At 70.1% G+C, this 16,585-nt stretch carries 8 protein-coding genes; 5 read left to right on the top strand and 3 right to left on the bottom strand.

The annotated features are described in order from the left end of the window. Positions 1 to 59: 59 nt before the first annotated feature. Positions 60 to 4,526 carry a DUF7507 domain-containing protein gene (locus tag AC4H2G_RS02160; RefSeq protein WP_494364120.1) on the bottom strand — a complete coding sequence of 1,489 codons (4,467 nt, stop codon included), beginning with the start codon at positions 4,524 to 4,526 and terminating at the stop codon, positions 60 to 62. Between the two features lie 158 nt (positions 4,527 to 4,684). Further along, positions 4,685 to 11,227: a DUF7507 domain-containing protein gene (locus AC4H2G_RS02155; RefSeq protein ID WP_494364119.1), complete on the bottom strand. Its 6,543-nt coding sequence runs from the start codon at positions 11,225 to 11,227 to the stop codon at positions 4,685 to 4,687. Between the two features lie 589 nt (positions 11,228 to 11,816). Between AC4H2G_RS02155 and AC4H2G_RS02150 the strand changes: the two genes are divergently transcribed. The 4 genes from AC4H2G_RS02150 to AC4H2G_RS02135 all read left to right on the top strand — a co-directional run bounded on the left by AC4H2G_RS02150 (position 11,817) and on the right by AC4H2G_RS02135 (position 14,546). Beyond that, entirely contained in the window at positions 11,817 to 12,254 is a 438-nt protein-coding gene (locus AC4H2G_RS02150; protein WP_494364118.1) for a hypothetical protein, read from the top strand. A 409-nt stretch (positions 12,255 to 12,663) separates the two neighbouring features. Beyond that, the gene (locus AC4H2G_RS02145) at positions 12,664 to 13,155 is read left to right on the top strand and encodes a recombinase family protein (protein ID WP_494364517.1); all 492 of its coding nucleotides are present in this window, start codon (positions 12,664 to 12,666) and stop codon (positions 13,153 to 13,155) included. Positions 13,156 to 13,566: 411 nt separating this feature from the next. Then, a complete protein-coding gene (locus tag AC4H2G_RS02140) occupies positions 13,567 to 13,785 on the top strand; it encodes a hypothetical protein (protein ID WP_494364117.1) in 219 nt (72 codons plus the stop codon). A gap of 524 nt (positions 13,786 to 14,309) precedes the next feature. Continuing rightward, positions 14,310 to 14,546 (top strand): helix-turn-helix transcriptional regulator, encoded by a 237-nt coding sequence (locus tag AC4H2G_RS02135; protein WP_494364516.1) that lies wholly within the window; start codon positions 14,310 to 14,312, stop codon positions 14,544 to 14,546. Positions 14,547 to 14,848: 302 nt separating this feature from the next. Here AC4H2G_RS02135 and AC4H2G_RS02130 read toward each other — a convergent pair whose 3' ends face one another. Next, positions 14,849 to 15,643: a metallophosphoesterase family protein gene (locus AC4H2G_RS02130; RefSeq protein ID WP_494364116.1), complete on the bottom strand. Its 795-nt coding sequence runs from the start codon at positions 15,641 to 15,643 to the stop codon at positions 14,849 to 14,851. 344 nt (positions 15,644 to 15,987) lie between these two features. Here AC4H2G_RS02130 and AC4H2G_RS02125 point away from each other — a divergent pair. After that, positions 15,988 to 16,585 (top strand): hypothetical protein (locus tag AC4H2G_RS02125; RefSeq protein WP_494364115.1); only part of this gene is annotated, 598 nt, incomplete at its 3' end.

The following is a 16,585-nucleotide window of genomic DNA, read 5'->3' as shown; positions in this document are numbered from 1 at the left end:
GGCGCGATGGCTGGGCCTCCCTCGTGCGGGACGGCGGTGGCCGCTGTGGCCGGCGGAGGTCAGGCAGGCTGCCGCTGCCGTGTGCGGGTCCAGATCGCGGCCGCACCGAGAGCAGTCAGGATCAGCGCCAGTCCGAGCAGCCCTCGCGGGTCGTAGCCGGTGGCGGAGAGGTCTGTCGCAGCGGCGCCCGTCGCAGACAGCGCGGCGGTCGACGGATCGGACGTGACGTCCGCTCCGTCGGGTCCGACGCCGCTCACGACCGCGGTGTTGGTCAGCGTCCGTTCGTCGGCGTCCTGCTCGGTCACCACGTAGGCCGCGGTGCACACGACGCTGGCGCCGGGTGCGAGCTCGCTGGACCCTGCCGGGCACTGGACGACCGGTGTGGGCCCAGAGCCGCTGAACGACGTCTCGCTGACACCCACGCCGGTGACCGGGACGCTGCCGGTGTTGGCGACCACGAACCGGTAGGTCAGCACCGTGCCTTCGGTGAGGGCGCTGACGTGGTCCGGGTCGACCGTCTTGGTCAGGCTCAGCGCGGCGCCGCTGGTCGCCTGTTCGGCTGCGAGCACCGCCGAGGACAGCTCGGACTCCACCGGCTCGCCGGTGACGCCCGCGGCGGTCCCGGTCGCGGCGGCCACGTTGTCCACGTGCGCTGCCCCGACATCGGCGCCGGTCGCGGTGTAGCTCGCGGTGCATGTCAGCGATGCGCCGGGGGCCAGCTCTCCGGGCGGGCAGACCGGAGCGGGGGTGGTGCCGGTTCCGGTGAACGTGACCTCGTCGATGCCGATGTCGGTCATGGTGGCGTTCCCGGTGTTGGTGACCCGGAAGTCGAAGGTGATCGGCTGGCCCGCGGTGTAGGTCGCCGCGTCGGCGCTCTTCACCACGGACAGCTCGGGCGCGACGACGGCCGTCACGACCGCCTCGTCGGGTTCGCTGAGCACCGGGGCCGCCGCCAGCGCGGCCACAGCCGCGAACGGCTCGCCCAGCGGCGAGGTACCCAAGGGGGTGCGGTCCTCCGGTGGGCTGCCTTGCGCGGTTGCGGTGTTCTGCACGCCTCCCGCGTCGATGTCGGCCTGCGTCGCGACGTACGTCGCGGTGCACGTGACGCTTGCCGCCGGGGCCAGCGATGCGGCCGCGGGCGGGCAGGTCACCACGGGGGCCGTCCCCGTGCCGGTGAACGAGTCCTCCACCACGGCGACGTCCGAGACCGTGACGTTCCCGGTGTTCGTGACCTCGAACGAGTAGGTGATCTGTTCACCCGCGGCAGCCACCGCGGTCGGCTCGGCCGACTTGATCAAGGTGAGCGCGGGGGAGGAGGCGAGCTGGACGATCTTGGTCGACGGCGCCGAGTCCGTCGGTGCGCCGGTGGGGCTGGTGCCACGGGCGAAGGCCCGGTTCCAGAGGCCGCCGGAGTTCACGTCGGCCTGCGTGATCGGGTACGACGCGGTGCAGGTGACGGTGTCTCCCGGCGCCAACGAGGCGGCCTGCGGCGGGCAGGTCGGCACGAGAGCGGCCGGGGTGCCGGTGAACACGTCCTCGACGATGCCCACATCGGTCAGGGTGCGGTTGCCGGTGTTCGTCACCATGAACTCGAAGTCGACGACGCTCCCCGCGACACTGACGAACGGCCCGGACGCGGTCTTGGTCATGGTCAGGTTCGGGTTCTCGACAGCTGTGACGACGGCGGTGTCCGGGTCGGAGGAGATCAGACCGGCGGAGGTCGTCTGGCCCGAGGCGACCGCCGTGTTCGTGACCTGGCCGGCGTCGATGTCCGCCTGCGTCACGACGTAGGTGGCGGTGCACGTCACGGTGTCCGATGGAGCCAAGGATGCTGCCGCGCCCGGGCACGCGATGACCGGCGGTGTGCCCGTGCCGGTGAAGTCGGCTTCCGCCACGGACACTGCCGTGACCGGAACGGTGCCGGTGTTCGTCACCGCGAACGAGTAGGTCACGCTCTGACCTGCTGCGCTGACCTGGTCCGGGGATGCGGTCTTGACCAGGGTCAGGGACTCGACCGGGTCGACCTGCACCGTCGCGGTGGACGGATCCGCGGGCGGCGCCGGTACTCCACCGGTGGTCACGCCCGTCGCGGTCGCGGTGTTCTCGATCGTCGCGGCGGCCATGTCCGCCTCGGTCACGGTGTAGGAGCCGGTGCACTCCACCGACTCACCGGGCACCAGCGACGGCGCCGGCGCGGGGCAGGTGAGCACGGGGGGTGTGCCCGTGCCGGTGAAGGCGGCCTCCTGCGCGGACCCGGACAGCGAGACGTTGCCGGTGTTGGTGACCTTGGCGGTGTACTCGATGACCTGCCCTGCCGCGCTCACCGCCTGCGGCTTGGCGGTCTTCGTGACGATCAGCGCGGGGTCGGGCTCACCGGCCACACTGGTGCCTGACGGCGCCGAGACGTCCGCTCCGGCCGGCGGGGTGCCCGTCGCCAGGGCGTCGTTGGTGAGCGTCCCTGCGTCGACGTCGGCCTGCGCCACCGTGTAGGTGGCGGTGCACACGACCTGGTCCGCTGGCGCGAGGCTGGCAACACCCGGCGGGCAGTCGATGGCCGACAGCGGGCCCGCGCCGGAGAACGAGGTCTCGGCGACCGCGACGTCGGACAGCGTGGTGTTCCCCGTGTTCGTCACGACGAACGAGTAGGTCAGCTGCTGCCCGACGGTGAACGAGGCGGGGTCGTTCGGGGCGACCGACTTGACCAGGGCGATCCCCGGCTCGCGGTCCACCGTGAGTTCCGCGCCCGACGGCGGAGACTCCACCCGGCCGGCCGAGCTCGACCCGGTCGCCGTCGCCTCGTTCGTCACGGCGCCCGCATCGACGTCGGCCTGGGTGAGCTCGTAGGTGGTGGTGCACGTCGCGACACCCTGCGGCGACACGACGCTGCGGTCGCACTCGGCGACAGGCAACGTGCCCGCGCCGCTGAACTCTGCCTCCTCGATGCCCAGTTCGGTGACGTCGACGTTGCCGGTGTTGGACACCTCGTAGGTGTACGTGACCACGTCCCCCGCCGCGGAGGCGGTCAGTGGTGACACGGTCTTGGCCAACGACAGCTCCGGCTGAGCCACCTCTGCCGACGTCGAGGTGCTGGCGGTGTTCGACACCTCGACACCCCCGGTGTCGGGCACGTTGGCGGTCGCGTAGGCGGTGTTGACGACCTTGCCGGTCAGCGGTCCGGGGACGATGTCCTCGACGGCGATGACGTGCGGGACGTCCGAGGTGCACGTCACGAAGTCCTGCGGTTCGAGGGTCGCCGGTGGGCAGGTGACCTGGTCGGCCAGCAGCGGGTCGAGCACCGTCACGTCGGTCAGGGGCTGGGTCCCGGTGTTCGTGGCCGTGAACGTGTACGAGATGGTGTCCCCGGGGCCGATCAGGCCGTCGCCGTCCAGGTCTGTCGGCTGGTCGGCCTTGGTGAGCGTCAGATTGATGGGGCGAGGCGCGTTGTAGAAGTCGCACGTGCTCACCCGTAGGAGATTGGTGGACACGTTCTGCTTCATGCCCCCCGGGGGTCCCGTTGGTGGTGGTGGCGGTTCCGGAGAGCTCCGCTTGTGGCATATAAACCACGCCGAGTAGCCGCCTGAGTCGCCCGAGATGGTCGTCTCGGACGCGTCGACGAACGCGTCGACAGGAGTCGCGCCGATGAACTCCACCACGGTCGTTGCCCGTGCAGTTGGACCGGTGGTCGCCGACCCGAGCACCAGCCCGCCCTTGGTGGCGATCGTGATCGCGAAGTCGTCCGCCGGGTCGACCCGGTCCTGGACGTACTTGTTGATGCGGACCTTCGCCACCACCACCCCGAACGCCACGCCTTGGCGACCCGTCTCGCCGTTCTGGATCGACACCTGCATGAAGGACGGGCTGTCCGCGGCAAGTCCCGGGGCGCCGTAGCGAACGTCCGCGTCGCTGCCCGAGCACGTGACCGTCGTGGTGCCTACGCCCTGGAAGTCCGAGCATGCGTTGCGCGGCAGCATCTGCGTACGCATCGGCTTGTCCGACGTCCACGTGTTGCTCTCGCCGGTCGTGGTGGTCTCCGCGTCGGCCGCGACGAGGGAGTACCGGGTCACCGGGGATCCGTTGGCGTCGCGCATGACGATGTTTGACATGGTGATGGTGCTCGTGGCCGCCTGGTCGACGGCTTCACCCACCTGGTACAGACCCGGCAGTCCGGCAACACTGCGGGCAATGGACGAGGGGCCGCCGAGGAAGGCGTCGGTGACGACCGGCAGCGGCGACGGCGCGAACGGGCGACCAGTTCTCGTCAGCGTGTAGCTCAGGGTGTAGCCGCTGTTGCGGAAGGACATGACCATCTCCTGGCCCGCAGCACTGCCCGCCAGCGACTCGTCGTACGCGCTCATGTCCAGCCAGCACAGCGGTAGATCCTCGTCGGTCGCGAGGGTCGAGTAGTTGCAGCCCTGTCCTGTCGGCGCGGCGGTCACGGGGACGGCAGCGACCACCAGACCCGCCAACGCCAACGCGAGGGCGAGCACGGCCGAGACGAACTTGCGTGGGCTGGGGAGAACGGCCATCTGCTCGACCTCGTCGCTCGCGGTCTGGCGGGTGTACTGGCCGGCGGCAGGTCGCGCCCCGGTCGCGTCGAGGCCGGCACGTCGGCCGGCTCTCGGATCGCAGCGTTCAACGATCAAGCTAGCGGGCCGCCGGTTCACGGCAAGTGGCCACCTCATCGTCAGTCGAAGCGCCTGGGGCGCACGGTCGGCCGTCGTGAGACCACCACGGCGAGCACACCGGCCAGGGCGAGCACCACCACGAGCCACAGCAGCGGTCCCACGTCGGTGCCGGTCGTCGCGACGTCGGCCGGCCCGCCCCGGGTGCGGGGGTCGGGTCCGCCCGGATCGGCGGGTCCCGGTGTGGCGGTCGGGCCCGGGTCGGGGTCGGGTGCGGGTCCGGGCTGGGCGCCGGGCATCGTGACGACGGCGGTGGAGGCCTCGGAGGTGACGGTCTGTACCTGGGCGGCGACGGCCAGCAGCGGCACCGCGGCGAACGGTGACGGCTGGGCGGTGAGCGTCGGCGTCGTCGGGCCCGACGGCGCGAACGCGAGCGTGGTCGCGGGGGCGGGCAGCCCGGAGGTGCCGGATGCGACGGCGGTGTTGACGACCTCGGTCATGGGCAGGTCGGTGCTGGTGACCGTGTAGGTCGCGGTGCAGTCCGCGGACTCGCCGGGCTGGAGCATCACGGCGGGGCAGGTGGGTGCGGGCGCGGTGCCGGTGCCGGTGAACTCGGTCTCGGTGATGTCCAGGGCGGACAGCGACACGTTGCCGGTGTTGGTCACCGCGTAGGTGTAGGTCACCACCGTGCCGGCGACCTCGGCGACGGTCGGGTCCGCGGTCTTGAGCAGTGCGACGGCCGGGGACGGGGTGCGGGTCAGGACGGCGGTCGACGGGTCGGACTCGACGGGGTCGCCGACCTGGGGGGTGCCGGTCGCGGTCGCGGTGTTGGTGACCTCCTCGGCGTCCAGGTCGGCCTGCGTCAGCGTGTACGGCGCGGTGCAGGTGATGGCCTGCGCGGGCGCCAGCGTCGTGCTCGGGCAGGTCGGCTCGGGCTGAGGTCCGGTGCCGGTGAAGGCCTGCTCGACGACGGCGACGTCGGTCAGGGTGAGGGCGCCGGTGTTGGTGACCTGGAAGGACCAGGTGACCTCGTCGCCCGCGACCGTGGTGTCGTCGACGGGGGTGACGGTCTTGAGCAGGGTCAGCTCGGCGACGGCCTGCGCGGTGACGGTGGCGGTGCTCGGGGTGGACGTGCCGGTCTCGCCGTCGGGGTCGGTGCCGGTGGCGGTCGCGGTGTTCTCGACGGTCCCGGTGTCGATGTCGACCTGGGTCACGGTGTAGGTCGCGGTGCACTCGACCTGCTCGGCCGGTGCGATGGGGGCGTCCGGGCAGACGGGGGTCGGTGCGGGTCCGGTGCCGGTGAAGTCGCCTTCCACGACGGCCGGTGCGGTGAGCGTCACGTTGCCGGTGTTGGTCAGGGCGAAGGTGTAGACGACCTGCTGTCCGGCGGCCGTGACCGTGGCGGGTTCGGCCGTCTTGACGAGCGCGAGCCCCGGGGCCTGGTCGGCGGTGCTGGTGACGTCGTCGAGCGGGGACTGGGCCGGTCCGCCGAACGGCGGGACGCCCACGGCGAGCGCGGCGTTGGTGATGGTGCCGTCGTCGATGTCGGCCTGGGTGACGGTGGTCGTGCCGGTGCACGTCGTGACGTCCCCGGGTGCCAAGGGCTCGGTGTCGGGGCACGTAACCTGCACTGGTTGGTTGCCGGTGAACTCGGCCTCGACGGCGGCGATGTCGTCGAGGGTGACGTTGCCGGTGTTCGTGATGGTGAAGGTGTAGGTCAGCTCGTCGCCGAGGGCGTACGTCTCGGTGTCGGCCTCCTTGACGATCGTCAGCTCGGGCGCGAACGTCGCCGGGATGACGATGGAGTCGATCGCCGGGGCCGGTGGGGTGTCGCCGGGCGGGGGCGAGGCGGTGGCGGTGGCGGTGTTCACCAGGTCACCGGAGTCGATGTCGGCCTGGGTGACGGTGTACTGGCTGGTGCAGATCAGGGTGGCGCCGACGGCGAGCGACGCGGCCTGGGCGTCGGGGCACAGCACCCCCGGTGGGCCGCCGACCCCGGTGAAGGGACCTTCGTTGACGAGCACGTTCGTCAGGGTGGTGCCGCCGGTGTTGACGATGGTGAACGTGTAGGTGACGACCTGGCCGGCGGCGGTGATCTCGGTGACGTCCGCCGTCTTGGTCATCGTCAGCGCGGTCGGGTCCACGGTGTCGACGGCCGCGACGGCGTCGGAGGGGTTCGAGGAGAACTCGGTGCCGGCGGGGGTGGTGACGCGGGCGACGGCGGTGTTGGTGATCTCGGTGGTGCGCATGTCGGCGTCGGTGACGGTGTACTCAGCGGTGCACGTCACGGTCTGCGCGGGGGCGATGCTGTCGGCCTCGCAGGTGACCGCCGGAGCGCCGCCCGTGCCGGTGAACGGGTCGTCGAGGATCGTCAGGCCCGCCAGGGTGACGTTGCCGGTGTTGACGACCTCGAAGGTGTAGGTCAGCACCTGCCCGGCCTCGGTCGCGTCCGCGTCGACCGTCTTGGTCAGGCTGAGCGCCGGGTCCGGCTCGACCGTGACGTCGACGGTGTCGGGCTCGGTGGTGATGTCCTCGCCGTTCGGCCCGACGCCGTGCGCGACGGCCGTGTTGGTCAGCGACCCGGCTTCGACGTCGGCGGCCGTCACGGTGTAGGTCGCGGTGCACACGACCTGCTCGGTCGGGGCGACGGCCTCGTTCGGGCACTGCACGTCCGACAGCTCACCCGAGCCCGTGAAGTCCGTCTCGGTGATGCTGAACCCGCGCATCGTGACGGTGCCCTCGTTCGTGACGACGAACGAGAACGTCAGCTCCTGGCCCTCGCGCACCGCGCCGGGCCCGGTCGGAGAGACCGACTTGTCCAGGGTGGCGGTGGTGTCGGGCACGAGCGTCAGCTCCGCGATGGCCTCGGGCGAGACCGGGTCCGTGAACCCGTCCGGTGCGGTTCCTGTCGCGACGGCCACGTTCTTCACCCGGCCGGCGTCGAAGTCCTCCTGGGTGGGGGCGTAGGGGGCGAAGCACTCGGTCGACTCGCCCGGCACGAGGGTCTCACCGGCTGCGGGGCACACGACCTGGGGGATGGGTCCGGTCCCGGTGAACGTGGTCTCGGTGATCGTGATGCCGGTCAGCGGCACCCCGCCGGTGTTGGTGATGAGGAACTCGAACACCGCTTCCGTGCGGGTGTCCAGCGACGTCGGGTTGACGGTCTTGGTCAGCGTGAGGGCGGGCGGTTCGACGGTCCGCACGCTCACCGCCGTCGGCTCCGTGCGTGGCTCGGGCCCGGCCAGCGGGGTCGCGGTCGCATAGGCGGAGTTCGTGACCAGGCCCGCGGCGACGTCGGCCGCCGTGATCGTGTACGGCGGGGCGGGGCAGTTCACGCTCGCCCCGGGCGCGAGCTCACCAGCAGGACAGACCGGGCCGGTGAACGGTCCGGTGCCGGTGAACCCGGTCTCGGTCACCACGGGGTCGCTCACCGGGTCGGTGCCGCCGTTGGTCACCTGGTAGGAGAACGTCACGACGTCACCGACCGTCGCCTGGGTCTTGTCGACCGTCTTGGCGAGCGACAGCACGGCGTTGGGTGTCAGCCGGTTCGTCACCGTGACCGGGTACTGCAACGTGGGGCCGTCCACGATCAGGCTCGCCGGGGACACGACGCCCGACCCGACCCAGTTGAACCCGTCCGGCAGGTCCGGCGGCGGGTCCTCCGCCACCGAGCAGAGCTGCCCGTCGTAGACCGCCACGGGGGAGGCGGTGGCGCTGGCACCGCCGGCGGGGATAGTCACCGACCACGTCTTGGCGCCCTCGAAGTCGCACGTGATGGTCCCGGTGAACGTCAGGTCCGCGGGTGCGCCACCGGTCGGCAGCCCGACCAGGTTCTTGGTCACGGGCACCTGGGAGGCGGTGTTGAACACCGTGAGTGACACCGAGCTGGTGTTCGACGTGAGGTTCGGGTCCCAGAACCGGTTCGGCGCCCCCGGGGTCGAGTTCGCGGTGGCGACGTTCTGGAACGTGCCCGGGACGGGGCTCGCCGTCCCGGTGATGGTGAACGTCACGAACCCGGGACTCACCCCCAGGGTCGGGATGGTCGAGGACACGGTCCGGGTCGCCGGGTCGTAGGACACCGGCCCGCACGTCGAGGTTGCCGAGCTCGGTGTGCAGGTGGCCGCGCCGTAGATGAACCCGACCGGCAGCGGGTCGGAGAACGCGACGTTCGTCGCCGCGAAGACGGCCGTGGCGTTGGTGACCCGGGCGGTGAACGTCACCGGCTGCCCGCGCTGCACCGAGGCGGGGGCGACCGTCTTGTTGACTGACACGTCCGCGCACGACGTGGTCACCGACAAACTGCTCGCGTTGTTCAGGGGGACCGAGTCCCGGGCCGTGGTCGGCATGATGGACGCCGAGTCGTAGGTGATAGTCCCGGAAGTGTTGGAGCCGCAGCCAGCGGGCAGGGTGCGGGCGATGTCAATGCGGTAGTCAAACGTCAGGCTCGCGCCCGGTGGCAGCGGACCCCAGGTGCCGGTGGCACCGAAGGGCCGCAGGTTCCCGACGTTGGTGGCAACGCTGCTGGTGGCGCTCGGGACGGGCGGGCACACCGCACCACCTGACGCCGTGCAACCGACCAGCGTGTAACTCATCTGCTGGATGAAGCCGGTCGTCGTAGATGGGATGAGCTGCCGGATCAAGACGGTGCCGTCGTCGGCTGCTGCTGGGCCCTGGTTCACCAGCGTGAGCGTGAGGTTGAGCGGTTCGCCAGGGTAGATGGAGTTCGAACTCGTCATCAGCGTGGTGGCGACGTCCGTCTCCGGGCACTGGGGTGCCGGCGTGTAGGTGCTCTGGACGGACGCGGTGTTGGGTTGCGAAACGATCTGCGTGTTTTCGCGGATTCCCGCTGGGACAGTGATCGTGCCGGTGTTGGTCAGGATCGGGTTCGGGCTCGGGTTCTGAATGCACGTCACGCCCGGCACGAGGTCGAAGACGATGGTGAGCGTCACGCTTCCACCGACCGGGAACGTGGGGATGGGCCAGCTGGGGCCGGTAGGGCTTCTGGTGATCGAGGTCGTGGTCACGGTGGGGCACACAGCTCCACCGTTGGCGGTGCATGACACGCTGATGTTCGCGGTGCCGAACGATTCGTCCGGTGAGACCCACGAGTCGCCGATGCGGGCGCCATGGGCGTCGAACGGCCCATAGTTCGTCGCCGTCAGGGTGTACGTCGTCGGGGAGCCCGGTGCGATCGTGTTCTTGTCCTGGGTCTTGGTGATCCCCAGGTCGGTGATGGGGCACGGGTCGGTGCCCGGTGCACTCGCGCCGACGACGGTGGCCGATGCATTTATTGGTGCCAGGCCCGGGGGAGCGGAGTAGTAGGCGTAGGCGGTGAAGTTGGTGAGGGTGTTCCCGCATGCCACGGGGGTACGCGCTACTGGGTCACCGGTGTAGGTGACCGTCACTGTGGACCCCACCGGGAAGGTGGCGATCGTGTACCGGTAGGCGTAGGAGGAGGGTGAGCCGATCACGACGCTGGTCGTGGGCTCAAAGCATGTTGCGCCACCGGTTGAGGCGCACGTCGCGGAGATGTTCGCGGTGGCGTACACGACCGTGGGGAACTGGAGCGAGCCGCGCAGCTCGCCGCCGTTGGCGGCTGCCGGGCCGTTGTTCGTGTACGTCACCGTGTACGTGTTCGGGCTGCCCGGCGCGATCGTGGTCGAGGACTGTACCTGGGTGATCGTGATGTTCGCGGTGTTGTTCACTGTCGTGCTCACCGTGCTGGTGTTCGACGCCGGGTCGGAGTCCGTCGTGGTCGCCGGCGGGGTCACGGTGCCCGTCGCGGTCACGGAGGGGCGCAGCGTCGCGGGCGAGGCGGCGTAGTTCCCGGTGATCGTCACCGTCACCAGGCCCTGGTGCGGCAGCAGCCCGACCGTCCCGCCGACCTGGGTGTTGCTGACCGACAGCGCGGCCGGGCACCCCGCACCGCCCGCACCGGCGCACGTGGCCTGGACCCCCGTCGCACCGAGCGGCATCGCGACCGTGAACACGGACCCGTCCGCGTCGGCCAGCGCGTTGTTCCCCACCGTGACCGTGTAGGTGAACGCCTCACCGGCGACCGCGGCGGTGGGGCCCGCGACGTTGATCGTCACGTCCACGACCGAGCCGGGCACCACGTCGAACGGCTGCACGGGAAGGTCACCGGGCTCTGCCGCCTGGTCGGCCGGTGCCTCGTCCGTACCGGCGGGCTCGGGTGCCGGTTCCTCGTCCGTACCGGCGGGCTCGGGTGCCGGTTCCTCGCCCTGCTCCGGGGCAGGCTCGGGCTGCGGTTCGGGCGCCGGCTCCTCGGCAGGTTCCGGGGCGGGTTCCGGCTCGGGCGCGGGTGCCGGTGTCGCTGGGTCTTGCTCGGGAGCTGGTGGTTCGGGTGCTGCTGGTTCGACCGGCTCCACCTCCGGGGCGGGCGGCTCAGGCACAGACACCTCAGCGGGCACCGCCTCGACAGGTTCCGCGGCGGCCGCGGCCGCGACATCCGGCCCGGCGACGTCCTCCGCCCCCGCAGGCAGCGGCGCGAGCGCCGTCGCGCTCAGCAGCGCCAACAGCACCGCTGCGACCGTCGCGCGCAGCGCGGCACCCGCTCCCGACATGACGGCTCGCTGCTGAACCATCCCAACCACCCTGGGTACAACCTCAGGCGCCAGGTCGAGGGCGACCCAGTGGTCGCCGGTGCGGCGCTGAACCCGACCGACCCTGACTCACCCCGCAGGCCGGTTACCTCGCAGTGTGCTATTGCTGCTCGAGGTCGGCAAGGCGTACTTGCCGTCGTGACAGCCAGGGACGCTGGAGCCGTGCCGGCTCGTCCACGCCGCACAGCACAGGAAAACTGTTGCCTTGAGCGCGAACCGGTCCCGGTGTGCACCCAGATCCTGGGAAGTACTGCCGTGAATAGTGTACTGAAGCGCCCCGGTGATTATCCGGCGACGGACCGCGCGAGGTCGTCCTCCGGGGGTAATTCGTGCCGACCCGACTGAGGATATCGATCACCGCTGAACCGGCGGTCTCAAGTCCAGCACGGCTCGATGCGGGTGGCCTCGACGTGGCCGCCTGACATTTCGCGCATGCGCGTAGCGCTTCTTCGTTGACCTCGCCGACCGACGAATTAGTACGCGGGGCCGGCCCGAAGGCTGATCTCCGCGTTTTCCTCTTGGGCTCGCCGTGCCCGGGGATTTTCCTCGCGGCCGCATCCACTGCCCATGCATGAAGGAGATCAGCGAGCAGGAGCAGTGGGAGCGCATCGTGCGCCGTGAGGGCCTGGGCTGGCGCCTACAGCGTCGTGAGCTCATCGAGGTGACCGAGACCGCCGAGGCTATCGGCTGGCGCGGCATGCCCGTCCTGGTGACCGCGGGGGCCTACCTGGCGCACGCGACGCCGGTGCGTGGTGGCGAGCTCGACGTCGAGGCTCTGCTGGACGACGACGAGCGCGGGCTGGCCCGGCTGGCCTTCGCGGCACTCAAGGCGGTGCAGGAGACGAAGAGCCGAACCCCGGTCGACGTGCGGTTCAAGACCCGCAACGCCCGCAACCACCCGCGCGTCCGTCCGCAGGCGTTCACGGTGACTGTGGAGCTGCTCGGGCCCCACCCCATCGCGGTCATCGACGAGGCGGAGGCGGGCGACGCGGTGCCGTTCGCGCTCTGAACGTCACCCTGGCGCGAATGGCGCCGTATAGGGGTGGGTGTGCTCACGGAGCTCCGAGCCCGCGGTTGGACGTGGCCGCGAGGGGCCCCTGGTGCGTAAAACGCCGGGATCCTCCGCACCCAGGGGCCGTCAAGGAGGTAGACCTCGTTGACACCGGTTCTCCACTACTTCGATCCGCGGAACTCCATGTCCAGGGAACTTGTCGCGTGGAGTGATTACACAGAAGGACAGGGGATCTTGGACCTGTTGACAGTCGTTCGCGAGAGGGCCCGATGACCGAGAACCAGAAAGTCGCGCACGCCGGTGGCGTCGCCGCCTACATTCGCGTGAGTAGCGTCGACCAGAACCCGGCGCGTCAGCTGGAAGCCGTGACCGAGGAGGCCACCCGCCGTGGCCTGCCCGCCCACAGATCTTCGAGGACCTCGTCAGCGGCAAGGACCGCCAGGGCCGCCCCGCGCTGGCCGATCTGCTGCGCTGGACCCGGGCTGACGACGTCGTCCTCGTCGCCTCAATGGACCGGCTCGCGCGCTCCGTCGGCGACTTGCACCGCCTCGTCAAGGAGCTCACGGGGGCGGGCGTCGGCATCATCTTCATCAAGGAGGGCCTCGCCTTCGAGCCGGGCCGTGAGGACATCCGCGCGACGCTGCTCCTGAGCGTCCTCGGCGCGATCGCCGAGTTCGAGCGTGGCCTGATCCGCGAGCGGCAGGCAGAGGGCATCGCGATCGCCAGAAAGGCTGGCCGCTACGCAAAGGCCCCGAAGTTGACCGGCGCGCAGGTGGACGAGATCCGCCAGCGCATCGCCGCCGGCATCCCGAAGGCGCGCATCGCCCGAGAGCTCGGCGTCAGCCGCCCCACCCTCTACAAGGCCATTGCACCTACCGACACCGAGGAGAAGGACTGATGAGCACCACCCAGTCACCCGCCGTTCGCATGGCGAAGGCCGCCTCGGGGCTACCCCGCCCGCCTCCGCCGCCCCGTGACCCACTCTGCCGACCTCGCCATCCAGCGCGGCGTGGCCCGGATGGCTCACTCGGACGTCATCCGAGCCCTGGTGGACCCCCTCGAAGCGGACCCCGACTTGCGCGCCGCCGCGTCGCCGCTGACGTACTGGAACGTGTCAGCGACTAGACACCCTGCCGGGAGACGGAAGGCCCCTCATGGTGAAGAAGCCACCAGACGAGCCCCGAGCAGCACTCGGCGCACGGATAGGTGACACCTGCGCTCGGCATCGGCGGCCAGCGCCCCATCGACTGCGTCAACAACGGTGCGAGTCAGTACACCTAGGCGCCCGCCGCCGGTACCATGGATCACTATGCGAGACGACGATCTCACCGCGGACCTGGTGACCATCATGCAGCATCAACAGCAACCATTCACGTTCTTCGACGCGACCGACGTCGACGGCGTCGCGCAGTATCGGCGGTGCGGTCGCCGTGCACTCCGGAAGCTCGGCCGGGCTGGCGGCACCTACGCCTCGGATCCTGCGAGCCGTGACGATGGCAAGGTCATGGTCGCGGTCTACCTGAAGTAGGCGATGAGAGCACCCCGGCGCCACTAGATGAGGTCGCTTGACCTGGCTGTCTACGACGACCCGAGGTCCGTACTTCACGGCGCTAGACAGCGCCGCGCCCACGCTCGGCAGCGTCCACCGGCGTCTGATGCACCGACCACTTCGACGGGTCTGTGCATCCCTCGGCGCAGTACATCCCGCACGCCGGGCATTGCCACAGGACGTGGAACCGCTCGATCGTGCATGCGCACGCCACGTTCGCCTCGCGTGGCCTGTTGCGTCCGGAGGATGACCACCGGTGACCGCGCGGGCAGCCCGACGGTGAGACGCGCACCCACCCGCCGCGCACCTTCTCCCAGCGCGACCAGTCGACCTCGGACGTCATGTTTCGACGGTACGGCTGGCCGGTGACACCGACGCTCGACAACGGGCTCAGCCCGACCGCGGCGCCATGCCCAACCAGGCGAGATTGTCACAGAGCCGTGACTTTCCGGTTTGTCACCGGACCATGACTTTCATGCGAACCGTCCTCAACGAGATTCACCCTGGGCGCTGCTCTGCGCGAGCGTCGTGAGCAAGCCGGGCTGACGCAAGGGCGCCTGGCTGAACGCGCCAACGTCTCGCGCGCCTTCATCATCGACGTCGAGCGGGGCCGGCGTCCTCGTGCCGAGCTGGGTCGTGTGCTGGCCGTCATGCGCGCGCTGGACGCAGCCCTCACGCTCGTCGACTATGAACAGCGCGAGATCGAGGACGTCCTCGCCGAGTTGCTGGGAGATCTGTGAGACTCACCTACGACACCGGCACGATGGTGAGGGGACGCCCCCCACGCCCCCGACGAAGCCCTTTGACGAGGTTGCGAGCGAGGCGAAGCTGCACTGGAGCGACGAAGCGCGCGCGATGTACGACGCGGTGAGCACTGACCTGAGCGCCGAGGTCGCGGCGCTCGACCTGACGCCTCAGCCGTGCGACTGCTCGCAGCGGGAGGCGTCCCACGCCGGATACGCCGCGTACGCGGCAGTGCTCGATGACGAGGACCGCCAGTACGCCGCGTCCCAGCGTGCTCGCCGAGTGTTCAAAGCGGAACTCAACCCCAGCGCGGGGAGCGAATCGGCGTAACCTCCAGCGTCTCGACGTCGAGGCGCACCACGTTGCCGATGGTGCCTTCCTCCGACAGCACCTCGACCATCGTGACGCCGTCGTCCTCGCGTTCGAGCGGCAGCGTACGGCGCCGGTGCCAGTGACCGCAGAGCACGAGCCCGGGCCGGGTCCGCTCAACCGCTTGCCAGAGCAATAGGCGCGTGCGGGCTGCCTCGTTCAATAACTCGGCCGAGATGCCGGTCACCCACGAGGACAGCTCGATGCCCGCCGGTGCGTCGTGCGTAATCAGCACATCGAGGTCCTCGTCGCCGAGGCGGTCGACATCGGCCTGCGTCGGAGCCTCCTGTGGCCACCACGTCAGCCCGGCCACGCGGCGGTCGCGGTCGATCGAGACGGCGCCGCCGAGCGCACCGAACCGTCGGCTGCCCATCATCCATCGATGCCCGCGGGGCAGCGCACGCAGGTGGGAGCCGAGGTCGATCATGCCGGCAGCGTCGAGCGGTTCGCGCTCGAGCCGGTCGTGATGTGAGTGGTTCCCCGGAGACACGAGCAGCGTCACGCCTGCCTCCTGAAGGGCTCGGTTCAGCTCGCCGGCGAAGTCGACCTCCTCGTCCGGCCAGGGCCCGATCCCGAGGTCGCCGACGTGCAGGATTGTCGTCAGGCCGAACTCGACGCACCGCTCGATGACGAGGCGCGCGTGCGTGAGATCCCCGTGCCAGTCACCCGCCACAGCGACGGCCATCTCTGCGGTGGTATCCAGTCCGGGCTGTTCGTTTCCCATGGGGGAGCTCACCTCAATTCCGCGGTCGAGCCTAGCGCTGCCCCTGAGCTGAGCGGCCGACCGTCCCTGACCGGCGGCGCGCTCCAGGAACGCAACCCCACCCCGGAGGAACCGACCACGGGCTGAAAGTGACGAAGCTTGCCGTGAGGCGAGCCACCGCGGTGACCGATCGCGACGAACCGTGGACGGCTGGAGGTGGGTTCTAGCGCGTGCGCAGGCGAACCGCTTGCAGATTTCACCCGCGTAGGCATGCGCCGCGGTGGGCTCCGCCTGGGTGAGTGCCGTTACGGTGCCCAGGAGCAAACGCATTCGGGGGGTCGACGATGAGTGGCAGTGACGAGCCGTTGTACCCGTGGGACCGGTGCGGCCGAGAAGCGTTCGAGCGTGCCGTCGAGCTGCTGCTCCAGCGCAAGCACCAGGCCGGTCCGGGGACGGCGCAAGCCATCGACGGACGCGGTGGGGATGAGGGCATCGACGTCGACGTCACCGAGCCGGACGGCACCATCTCCACGATCTACCAGCTGAAGTACTTCCCCGAGGGGTTCTCCGGTGGGTTCAGCAAGACCCGTCGTACGCAGATCACGAACTCCTTCAATTCTGCGATGAAGCACAACCCCGACTCGTGGGTGCTGGTCGTTCCGAGGAACCCGACGACGGACGAGCGCAAGTGGGTTCGCAAGCTCAAGGCCAAGAGCAAGGTGCGAGTCTCGATCATCGGCCGGGATGCGCTCGACCACATGCTCACCCAGGCGCCGGACATCCTCCGTGTGCTCACGAGCGGGCCACTCACCGATGCGCTGCGGATGGCTGGCAACGAGCACCTGGCGCTGAACACGGCCGCCGACCTGGACAAAGTCGCCGGCAGCTTCTCCGAACGGGTGAACTCGCGTAGCGCCTTCTGGGCCGCGGACATGATCCTGGGCGCAGACGGGTCGGTGACTC

Source organism: Cellulosimicrobium sp. BMG9.23 (genome assembly GCF_059159985.1).
The sequence above is the reverse complement of the archived record's forward strand: the minus strand, read 5'-3'. Positions and strand labels throughout refer to the sequence as shown.

Bases quoted from the DNA above. Each gene is read 5' to 3' on its own strand.
- AC4H2G_RS02155 (WP_494364119.1), bottom strand. From the start codon at position 11,227: ATGGTTCAGCAGCGAGCCGTCATGTCGGGAGCGGGTGCCGCGCTGCGC.
- AC4H2G_RS02160 (WP_494364120.1), bottom strand. From the start codon at position 4,526: ATGGCCGTTCTCCCCAGCCCACGCAAGTTCGTCTCGGCCGTGCTCGCC.
- AC4H2G_RS02130 (WP_494364116.1), bottom strand. From the start codon at position 15,643: ATGGGAAACGAACAGCCCGGACTGGATACCACCGCAGAGATGGCCGTC.
- AC4H2G_RS02140 (WP_494364117.1), top strand. From the start codon at position 13,567: ATGCGAGACGACGATCTCACCGCGGACCTGGTGACCATCATGCAGCAT.
- AC4H2G_RS02150 (WP_494364118.1), top strand. From the start codon at position 11,817: ATGAAGGAGATCAGCGAGCAGGAGCAGTGGGAGCGCATCGTGCGCCGT.